Consider the following 8,862-nt stretch of genomic DNA (forward strand, 5'->3'; position numbering starts at 1 on the left):
GAGACTAGTCGCCAATTGGCGGGCGTACTTGCGGTGGGCCGCTTGCCGCGATGTGCCGAGCACAAGGCCGATCGCTTCCCAGGAGTCTCCGGCTGCCCGCGCGGCATCGATGGAGCGTGTCAGCTCCTTGTCGGCCTCCTCGATCGCCGTCAAGGCAGCGCCGATCGCCCTCAGGTATCGACCGTCGCGAACGGGCGTCGCGTCGGGCTCGATGTCGTCGAGCCACTTTTCGACGTCGATCTTCTTCTCGGTTTTGTCCATGATTGCCTCACAAATAGTCGTAGAACTTCGGGCGGAGCAGGTCCGCGTGGATCACTCGCTGGGGACCGGCTGCGGGAACCGCAACGATTTCCAGCAACCGCGCGGAGCGGTCCGTTCCGATGATGAAGATGCGAAGTTCGCCGTCGTATTCCATTTCCCAGTAGCGGATCACATTTCGGAGGGCATGGAGAATGTCGTCATCGTCGACCCCGTGTTTGCGGGCGCTGGCGGCAATCTCCACTATGTCATCATAATGTTGACAAGACGCTCTGTCGATGCGCTTTCGCTGTGGCGCGGTTAAGCGAGGATTGGTCAGTGCAACACGAGTCTCGTCATCACATCTTCGAGCGGCGCCGACGACCGTCGCACCCTATCCGGGGATGGCCGACCGCCGGATGGCCCGGCTGAGCCTGTCCAGGTCCGATCGCGGGTCGATCGACGGGTCGAGCAGCCATTGGATCTGCAGCCCGTCCGCGGCCGCGATGAGCATTCGAGCCGCCCAGAGGTCGTCGGCCGATGACGGCGCGACCTCGATGGGATCGTCGGCCGGAGCCGAACGGTCCAGCATCGACTGCACCAGGGGCAGCAGTCGCGAATACCGGTCGACGAAGAAATCGTGGGCCGGGTGGGCCGGGTCGGGGGAGTCCGCGGACATCTCGAGGAAGAGGCGCGCCAACCCCGGGGTGTCGAGTTGCGACTCCACGACCTCGAGAAGGACGTCGATCGAGTCCGTCTCCGAAAAGGATGCGCGGAGCGCCTGGTCGCGCTCGGCGAGGATGCTCACGAGGAGCTGCGCCCGCGAGGAGAAGTAGTGCAGCAGCCCGCGCTCGCTCAGCCCGACGCGTTCCGCTACGGCTCGCAGCGAGGGGCCGGATGCGCCGCTCTCGGCGTACGCGCGGAGCGCCTCCCGCAGCAGCTCCCGTCGCTTGGCGATGCCCTTCGTGTACGGCCCGCGCGACCCGTCGCTGTTCATGCCAACAATCTATCCCGCAGTGAAAACACTGTGTTACTGTGTTTTCACCAGATCCGGAAAGGCAACCGTGTCCCCACGCTGGAAGAAGTCGGTGCGTCGCATCATCGCGGCCATCGCGGCCGTGCTCCTGGGGGCGATCCTTGCGACCGTCACCTATCACGTCTCGGTCCAGCCGGGCGCGGCGATCGTGAAGGCGGTCTTCGAGGCGGGGCCGGAGGTCACCCCTCCGAAGGGATTCGCCTCGGTCAGGGCGAGCGTCGAAGAGACCGCGAAGATCCCCGTCTCCGCCCGCGGTGTCCCGGCCGCGAGCATCGACGTGTACGCCCCACGCGGCGCGTCTGGTCAACGGCTTCCGGTCATCCTCTGGATCCACGGGGGAGGGTTCATCTCCAGCTCGGCGGACACCGTCCGCGACTACGCGATCATGCTGGCGCACGCCGGCTACGTCGTGGCGAGTCTCGATTACAGCCTCGCTCCCGGTGCGCGGCATCCCACTCCGGTCGTCCAGGGCAATGCGGCTCTCGCCTACCTCGCCTCCGATGCCGGACGCTTCGGCGGTGATCCCTCGCGCATCGTGCTGGGTGGGGATTCGGCGGGTGCCCAGATCGCCGGCGAGCTCGCAGCCGTGCAGACCAATCCCTCCCTGGCGAGCGGCCTGAATCTCGAGCCGGCTCCGATGACCCGGCCGCTGCGTGCGGTCGTGCTGTTCTGCGGCCTCTACGACCTCGGAACGGTGGCCGACACGGGATTCCCGGCGCTCAGGACCTACCTCTGGGCCTACACGGGAACGCGGCGGTGGACCGACCACCCGGACATCGATCAGCTCTCCGTGACCGAACAGGTCACCGCGAGATACCCAGCGACCTTCCTCACCGTGGGAGACGCCGACCCGTTCCGGTCCCAGGCGAGGGAGCTCGCCTCCGTGTTGAGAAAGAAGGCCGTCCCCGTGACGACCCTCTTCTGGAACGGGACGGGTGCGGGTCTCAGCCACGAGTATCAGTTCGACTTCGCCCTGCCCCAGGCGAACGTCGCTTTCGAGAGAACCCTCGACTTCCTGGCCGAGAGAACGAAGGAGTAGACGTGGATATCCCGCCCAAGCATCGGCTGAGCCGCACGCTGTGGATTCTCGGCTGGTGCCTTCTGTTCGCCGTGAGCGCGGTCGTCGTCTACGCGCTCCTGGTCCTCAGAGGGAACTGACGGGAGATGAGAAGGCCTCCTTCCCGCTCCAGAGGCGCCGATGGTCGTCGTCGACAACGGAGAAGAACATGAGCACCATCCAGACGGGCGATGTCTACGTCGCGTTGGGCAGCTCCTTCGCAGCCGGCCCCGGCATTCCCGGGCGTGTGCCGGGAAGCCCCCGCCGGGCGGGACGATCGACCGGCAATTATGCGCATCTGGTCGCCGAGCGTCAGGGGCTGACTCTACGCGACGCGACGTTTTCGGGTGCGACGACCTCGGACATCCTGTCACGGAGATCGGAGGACTCGCCCGCGCAGATCGACTCCGTGGACGGCACGACGAAGCTCGTCACGCTCACCGGCGGAGGCAACGACATCGGGTATCTCCCCGGGTTGACACTCTCGAGCCTTCCGGCGGTGGCGACGCGTCTGCCGGCCGTCCGCCGCCGGCTCGACCGGATTCGCGACGCCACGGTCACGGAGGCGCTGATAACGCGTCTTGAACGCAGCCTGGACGACATCGTCGGGGAGATCCGGATGCGCGCACCGGACAGCACGGTGCTGCTGGTCGACTACCTGACGATATTGCCGACCGATGGCTCGATCTCGACGGCCCCGCTGCCGTCTGAGATGGCGGACTGGGGTCGCCGGATCGCGTCCCGTCTGACGGCGACGACGAGAAGGGTCGCGGAGAGAGGCGCCGCCGTGTTCGTGCCAGCGGGCGAGGTCTCCATGGCCCATCACGCCTGGGCCGCGATTCCCTGGACGCGGCGGTTCCATTATTCGCTGCGAGGAGGTGCCGCCTACCACCCCAATGCGGCCGGGATGGCGGCGGTGGCGCGGATGGTCGGCGAGGCCCTTCCCGAACGATGAGCGGGTGCCGCGGGGAGCGGCCTCAGCCGGGCTCCTGCGCCTCGTTGAGTTCGCGTACCTGCTTCCGCAGCTGCCCGGCGACCAGGTCGAACGGGTCGAGGTTCCGCTCGGCGCGACTAAGGGCGACCGCACCCTCGCTCGCGGCGATCAAGACTGCGGCGAACCCACGGGCATCGTCGTCGGACAGCCCTCCGGCCCGCAGCGACTCCGCGAGGTGGGAGCGCCAGGTCCGGAAGACGGTCGCCGCGCGATCGAGCAGCGCGCCGGAATCGGTCGCGATCGTGACGGCGAGCACCGAGCACCCCGCCCTGAAGTCGGAGCGGGTCAGCACCTGCCGCCACATCTCCAGGAAATGGCGGGTGATCTCCTCCGCAGAGGAGCCGGCCTTGCTGTCGATGAGCTCGACGGCGCGGGCTCCGGCGAAGTCGATGGCCTCGGCGATGAGCTGATCCTTCCCGTCGGGGAAGTGGTGGTAGATCGAGCCACGCGGTGCACCCGTGAGGTGGAGGACCTCGGAGAAGGACGTCTCCTGCAGGCCGCGCACGGCGAGCAGGCGGGTCGCCCCCTCGATCATCCGCTGCCGAGTCCGTGCCGCCATCGCGCCTCCCTTGACTATGACGACCATCATATTCCATACTGAACGGACACAGTCCTATCCGCGAAGGAGAACTCCATGCCCATGATCGACGTCTATGCCGTCACCGGTACGTTCCGCGACAAGCGCCGGCTCGCGATGGACCTCGCCGCCGCCGTCATGCGACACGAGCAGGTGCCGGACATCTCGCTCTTCCGGCAGAACACGGCTGCGTTCGTCCATGACCTCGATGCCGATTCGGTGGCAAACGTGGACGGGGACAGCAACTCCGTGCGCGTGCAGGTGCTCACTCCCGCCGGCACGCTCGACCGCGACAAGCAGCTGGGGGTGGTGGAGGAGCTGACCGCCATCGTCGCCGCTGCCGCCGACGACCCCGGCCTCGTCGACCGCACCTGGGTGCTGATCTACGAGTCGCCGGAAGGCGGCTGGGGCATCAACGGCCACGCGAACACCGGCGCCGACATCGTCGCCGCCGCCCGCGCGGAGCTCGCCGCGCTCGCGGCGAAGGAGGCCTGAGCGACCGGTCTAGCCGACGGCCTCGGCCTTCGGCTTGTGCATGATGAGCACCGGGCACTGGGCGTGTTCCGCGCAGGCGGCGCTCACGGAGCCGAGCAGGAGGCCCGTGAAGCCGCCGTGCCCACGGCTGCCGAGCACGAGCAGATAGGCGTTCGCGCTCTCCTCGATGAGGACACGGGCGGCCGGTCCTCGGCGGACCAGGCGGGTCAGCCTCGCCGGTGGCCCATCGGGGAAGGCCTTGTCGATCGCCTCGTCGAGGATCGTCTTCGCCTCGTTCTCCGGCGACCACACCTCGACGGTGTCGTACATGCCCAGCATGGCCGGGTAGTCCCAGGTGATGACCGCCTCGATCGGCGCATCCAGGACCGCGGCGATCGTCGCGGCCCGGCGGAGCGCATCGATCGATGGTCCGGAGCCGTCGACCCCGACGAGAATTCGTGTGGACGTGTCGATGGTGTTCATACCCTCAACCTGACTTTCTGAAATGGATGGTGCGGTGAAGCGCCGGCCGCGCGGGTATCCATTTACACCGCGTGACCGGGGCCTGCCGATCGCGGACTACGTCGCGGTCGCCTCCTGGAGGGGGACCGTCACGGTGAGGAGGCCGATTAGAGAGTCCGCACGGCGAGACGGTTGTCGACATCCGTCACGTGCGGGGAGGCCCAGGCGGCATTCCCGGCCTGTTCCTTCTCCGCCCACGACCGCACGGTCCCGGTCAGGGTGACCGTGTTGCCTGCGACGGTGACGTCGATCGCCTTCGCGTCCAACTCGGCGTTGCGGGTGATCGCCTTCTTGATCCGTTCCTCGGCATCCGAGGCGGAGGGGCGGGCGTTCAGGGTGAGCTGGTTGTGGACCGAGTAGACGCCCGTAAGGTACTGGACGGCGCGCTGGGCGGCCTTGCGCTGGAAGTCCCAGTTGACCTGGCCGGTCAGGGTCACGTCGTGTCCGATGATCTCGGCCTTGACCGTGTCCGGCACATTGCTCGCCCAGGTCAGGGCGTGTTCCACCTCCTTGGCGATGTCGACGTCGGTCACCGTCTGCGCGGACTTCGGGTGCACCACGAGGTTGTCGACGACCGTGGTGACGCTACGAACGCGCAGGGCCGCACGCCTGGCGGCCAGCCGTTCCGAATAGCTGTCCACCTCGCCGGAGAGCGAGACGGTGCCGTCCTCCACGGCGACGCCGATGCCCGAGGCATCCACATCGGGGGTCCATTCGAGCTCCTCCTGGACCGTGGTTTGAATATCCTGGTCGCTGCGGACCGGGGCTGCGATGGTCACGCCATTGTCCTTTCATCGATGTACGCGGAATGCGTATCCTTTCTTCCAACATCGGTCGCCGGGCGATCACAATCAGGGACTTTGGTCCCACGAGGAATCGAATCGTGTGGTAGAGAGGTGCCGCCGGATGAGGGGGATCGTCTCGCCGAGGCGACGGCCACGCCGTACGCGGCCACCTGCGACCGATGGTGCATCCCGAGCTTTCTCATCAGCTGGCAGACGTAGTTCTTCACGGTCTTCTCGGTGAGTCCGAGGCGCTCGCCGATCTGCCGGTTGCTCAGCCCATCGGTGATCAGCCGGAGGGCCTGACGCTCGCGCAGGGAGAGGAGCACCATCGCCGGAGCCGGAGCCGGAGCCGGAGCCGGCGCCTGCTCCGCGACGCGCTCCGGTTGCACCGACTGCCCGCCGGCGATCCGTCGAAGGTCGTCGACGAGGCCCCGGCCGCTGAGGGACTTCAGCAGGTAGCCAGAGGCGCCCGCATCCGCGGCGGCCGCTCGGGCCTCGGCATCCGGGAACGCGGTGAGGATGACGCAGCGAACGCGCGGATCCGCCAGCAGGATGCTCCGGCACAGATCGATGCCGTTCCCATCCGGGAGGCGCAGGTCGATGACAACGAGGTCGGGCCTCGTCGCCGCCACCCGGCCGAGGGTGTGGGCGGCCCGGTCCGATTCGCCGACCACCTCCAGATCGGCCTCGGCGTCGAGAAGCTCGGCGAGCCCGCGACGAACGAGCTCGTAGTCGTCAACGAGGAACACCCTGGTCATCAAGACACCGTTGTCTCAGGACCGGAGGGCGCTCCCCGAAGCTCTCGGGCGCTCGCGGCAGATCGGCGAGCCGGGTCTTTCCCACCACCTTGCGGTGACGGCGAGGGGCATCCGTCGCGCGGCGAACCGTCCGGCGAATTCCTCGACCACACCAACGCTGGCGGACATGGCCCCATTGTCGATTCGTCGGGCTTGACAGGGTAGGGCCGAAGGTCCCGGACTCGCCCGCCGGAACGACACGGCCGTTGCGTCCGGATGGCGAGACTCCCTATAGTCGGACATTCATCCGACTTCAGGCGGCAAGGGCGGCGCGGCATGGGAAGACTGATCTACTCCGGCATCATGTCCCTGGACGGCTACATCGAGGACGCATTCGGCGACTTCCAGTGGAGCGCGCCGGACGAGGAGGTCCACGGCTTCGTCAACGAGCTCGAGCGCTCGGTCGGCACCTACCTCTACGGGCGCCGGATGTACGAGGTCATGGTCTTCTGGGAGAACCTGGATGCCTCGGCCGAGCCGGCCGTGATGAGGAACTTCGCGGAGCTCTGGCGCGCCGCCGACAAGGTCGTGTACTCGACGACGCTGGAGCAGGCATCCAGCGTGAGGACGCGGATCGAGCGGACCTTCGAGGTCGAGGCGATCCGTCGGATGAAGGACGAGGCGGATCGGGACATCTCCGTCGGGGGCTCGAACCTCGCCGCGGCGGCGATCCGGGCCGGGCTGGTCGACGAGTGGCATCTCTTCCTCACGCCCGTCGTCGTGGGCGGCGGGAAGCGGTTCCTCCCCGAGGACGTCCGCCTGGGGCTCGAGCTGGTGGACGAGCGCCGGTTCGAGAGCGGCGTGGTCCACCTCCACTACCGCACCGCCCGCTGACCGCGGCCTCCTGAACCGGCTGTGCGGCCGGGCCACCGACAGCTCGGCGCTGTAGGGTCGCTGCGAACGGCTCCCCGAGGAAAGCAGCTGGTTATGACCGCAGAATCGCCCGATCGCCCATCCGACGACACCTTCTCGTCGTCGTCGATGCTCAGCCGCGCCCCGAAGGCGCAGTTCCCGCTCCTCGAACGGCAGCCGCGGGACGCCTATCAGCTCGTGCACGACGAGCTGCTGCTGGACGGCGTCGCGCGGATGAACCTGGCGACCTTCTGCACGACCTGGATGGAGCCGGAGGTCCACCAGCTGATGGCCGAGTCGATCGACAAGAACATCGTCGACAAGGACGAGTACCCGCAGACGGCCGAGCTCGAGTCCCGATGCGTGCACATGCTGGCCGATCTCTTCACCGCACCGAACCCGGCCACCACCGTCGGCACCTCGACGACCGGGTCCAGCGAGGCGGCGATGCTGGCCGGCCTCGCCGCCAAGTGGCGCTGGCGCTCCAGGCGGGCCGCAGCGGGAAAGGACACCGGGCATCCCAACTTCGTCTGCGGCCCCGTCCAGGTCTGCTGGGAGAAGTTCGGCAGGTACTTCGACGTCGAGACCCGGCAGCTGCCGATGGGACCGGGGCACGTGATGACCCCGGAGGAGGCCGTCGCCGCCTGCGACGAGAACACCATCGCCGTGGTGGTGACCTTCGGGCAGACCTTCACCGGCAGGTTCGAGGACGTCGCGGCGATCAGCCGCGCCCTCGACGACCTCCAAGCGCGCACCGGCCTCGACATCCCGATCCACGTGGATGCGGCGAGCGGCGCCTTCGTCGCGCCGTTCTGCGCCCCCGACCTGGCCTGGGACTTCCGCCTTCCGCGGGTCAAGTCGATCAACGCATCCGGCCACAAGACCGGCCTGGCACCGCTGGGCAGCGGGTGGGTGATCTGGCGCGAGAGCGCCGACCTGCCCGAGGAGCTGATCTTCAACGTCAACTACCTGGGCGGGCAGATGCCGACCTTCAACCTCAACTTCTCCCGCCCGGGCGGTCAGGTGGTCTCGTCCTATTACAACTTCCTGCGGTTCGGGAGGGAGGGCTATCGCGCGGTGCAGTCGGCGACCTACACGGTCGCCGCGTACCTCGCCCAAGAGCTCGGCGCGCTGGGCCCGTTCGAGATCCTCTTCGATGGGGATCCGCAGCGGGGGATCCCCGCGGTCACCTGGACGCTGTCCGATCCGGACTCCCCGTACAGCCTGTTCGACATCGCGGAGGAGCTGAGAAGCCGCGGATGGCTCGTCCCCGCCTATACCCTGCCGCCCGACCAGCAGGAGGTCGCGGTGCAGCGCATCGTCGTGAGACACGGGCTCAGCCTGGACATGGCGGACCTGATGCTCGACGACCTGCGGCGGGCGCTCGCCAAACTGGATGCGCGTCCGCCCGCCCGCAGGCTGCTCGCCTCGGAGGCGCCGGCCTTCATCCACGACGCCACCCCGGCCGTTCCGAACGAGCTGATCGGCTCCTAGTCCGGGGACTCGCGACCGGGGCGGGCGGCGGCGTGGG

Annotated in this window: 12 protein-coding genes; 5 read left to right on the plus strand and 7 right to left on the minus strand. The window is 67.9% G+C overall.

Annotated elements, in window-relative coordinates:
* The 3 genes from VGC18_RS01055 to VGC18_RS01065 all read right to left on the minus strand — a co-directional run.
* Positions 1–261: hypothetical protein (locus VGC18_RS01055; protein WP_331093320.1), on the minus strand; the 261-nt coding region annotated here is incomplete at its 3' end.
* A 7-nt stretch (positions 262–268) separates the two neighbouring features.
* A complete protein-coding gene (locus tag VGC18_RS01060; RefSeq protein ID WP_331093322.1) occupies positions 269–502 on the minus strand; it encodes a hypothetical protein in 234 nt (77 codons plus the stop codon).
* A 129-nt stretch (positions 503–631) separates the two neighbouring features.
* Positions 632–1,234 (minus strand): TetR/AcrR family transcriptional regulator, encoded by a 603-nt coding sequence (locus tag VGC18_RS01065; RefSeq protein ID WP_331093324.1) that lies wholly within the window; start codon positions 1,232–1,234, stop codon positions 632–634.
* A gap of 67 nt (positions 1,235–1,301) precedes the next feature.
* On the opposite strand from VGC18_RS01065, the gene VGC18_RS01070 reads away from it, so the two are divergent.
* Positions 1,302–2,312 carry an alpha/beta hydrolase gene (locus VGC18_RS01070; RefSeq protein WP_331093326.1) on the plus strand — a complete coding sequence of 337 codons (1,011 nt, stop codon included), beginning with the start codon at positions 1,302–1,304 and terminating at the stop codon, positions 2,310–2,312.
* A 187-nt stretch (positions 2,313–2,499) separates the two neighbouring features.
* Positions 2,500–3,285 (plus strand): SGNH/GDSL hydrolase family protein, encoded by a 786-nt coding sequence (locus VGC18_RS01075; RefSeq protein WP_331093328.1) that lies wholly within the window; start codon positions 2,500–2,502, stop codon positions 3,283–3,285.
* A gap of 22 nt (positions 3,286–3,307) precedes the next feature.
* Here the strand turns inward: VGC18_RS01075 and VGC18_RS01080 are convergent, their stop codons facing one another.
* Positions 3,308–3,883, minus strand: coding sequence for a TetR/AcrR family transcriptional regulator (locus VGC18_RS01080; RefSeq protein WP_331093330.1), 576 nt, complete (start codon positions 3,881–3,883; stop codon positions 3,308–3,310).
* Between the two features lie 75 nt (positions 3,884–3,958).
* Between VGC18_RS01080 and VGC18_RS01085 the strand changes: the two genes are divergently transcribed.
* Positions 3,959–4,396, plus strand: coding sequence for a hypothetical protein (locus VGC18_RS01085; RefSeq protein ID WP_331093332.1), 438 nt, complete (start codon positions 3,959–3,961; stop codon positions 4,394–4,396).
* Between the two features lie 9 nt (positions 4,397–4,405).
* On the opposite strand, the gene VGC18_RS01090 is transcribed toward VGC18_RS01085, so the two are convergent.
* From VGC18_RS01090 to VGC18_RS01100, 3 genes are all read right to left on the minus strand, one after another.
* Positions 4,406–4,858: a universal stress protein gene (locus VGC18_RS01090; RefSeq protein WP_331093334.1), complete on the minus strand. Its 453-nt coding sequence runs from the start codon at positions 4,856–4,858 to the stop codon at positions 4,406–4,408.
* 146 nt (positions 4,859–5,004) lie between these two features.
* Positions 5,005–5,676, minus strand: a complete 672-nt coding sequence (locus VGC18_RS01095; RefSeq protein ID WP_331093336.1) for a BON domain-containing protein — start codon at positions 5,674–5,676, stop codon at positions 5,005–5,007.
* A complete protein-coding gene (locus VGC18_RS01100; RefSeq protein WP_331093338.1) occupies positions 5,673–6,440 on the minus strand; it encodes a response regulator transcription factor in 768 nt (255 codons plus the stop codon). Before VGC18_RS01100 ends, VGC18_RS01095 begins: the two co-directional genes overlap by 4 nt.
* Before the next feature lie 315 nt (positions 6,441–6,755).
* Here VGC18_RS01100 and VGC18_RS01105 point away from each other — a divergent pair, with 315 nt between their 5' ends.
* Entirely contained in the window at positions 6,756–7,313 is a 558-nt protein-coding gene (locus tag VGC18_RS01105) for a dihydrofolate reductase family protein (RefSeq protein WP_331093340.1), read from the plus strand.
* Positions 7,314–7,406: 93 nt separating this feature from the next.
* Entirely contained in the window at positions 7,407–8,825 is a 1,419-nt protein-coding gene (locus tag VGC18_RS01110) for a glutamate decarboxylase (protein ID WP_331093342.1), read from the plus strand.
* Positions 8,826–8,862: the final 37 nt, after the last annotated feature.

This window comes from Lacisediminihabitans sp. (assembly GCF_036404185.1).
Classification (GTDB): domain Bacteria; phylum Actinomycetota; class Actinomycetes; order Actinomycetales; family Microbacteriaceae; genus Lacisediminihabitans.

Excerpts from the sequence above, each read along its gene's own strand:
- VGC18_RS01110 (WP_331093342.1), top strand. The coding sequence starts at position 7,407 with ATGACCGCAGAATCGCCCGATCGCCCATCCGACGACACCTTCTCGTCG.
- VGC18_RS01080 (WP_331093330.1), bottom strand. The coding sequence starts at position 3,883 with ATGGCGGCACGGACTCGGCAGCGGATGATCGAGGGGGCGACCCGCCTG.
- VGC18_RS01065 (WP_331093324.1), bottom strand. The coding sequence starts at position 1,234 with ATGAACAGCGACGGGTCGCGCGGGCCGTACACGAAGGGCATCGCCAAG.
- VGC18_RS01100 (WP_331093338.1), bottom strand. The coding sequence starts at position 6,440 with ATGACCAGGGTGTTCCTCGTTGACGACTACGAGCTCGTTCGTCGCGGG.
- VGC18_RS01105 (WP_331093340.1), top strand. The coding sequence starts at position 6,756 with ATGGGAAGACTGATCTACTCCGGCATCATGTCCCTGGACGGCTACATC.
- VGC18_RS01075 (WP_331093328.1), top strand. The coding sequence starts at position 2,500 with ATGAGCACCATCCAGACGGGCGATGTCTACGTCGCGTTGGGCAGCTCC.
- VGC18_RS01090 (WP_331093334.1), bottom strand. The coding sequence starts at position 4,858 with ATGAACACCATCGACACGTCCACACGAATTCTCGTCGGGGTCGACGGC.
- VGC18_RS01085 (WP_331093332.1), top strand. The coding sequence starts at position 3,959 with ATGCCCATGATCGACGTCTATGCCGTCACCGGTACGTTCCGCGACAAG.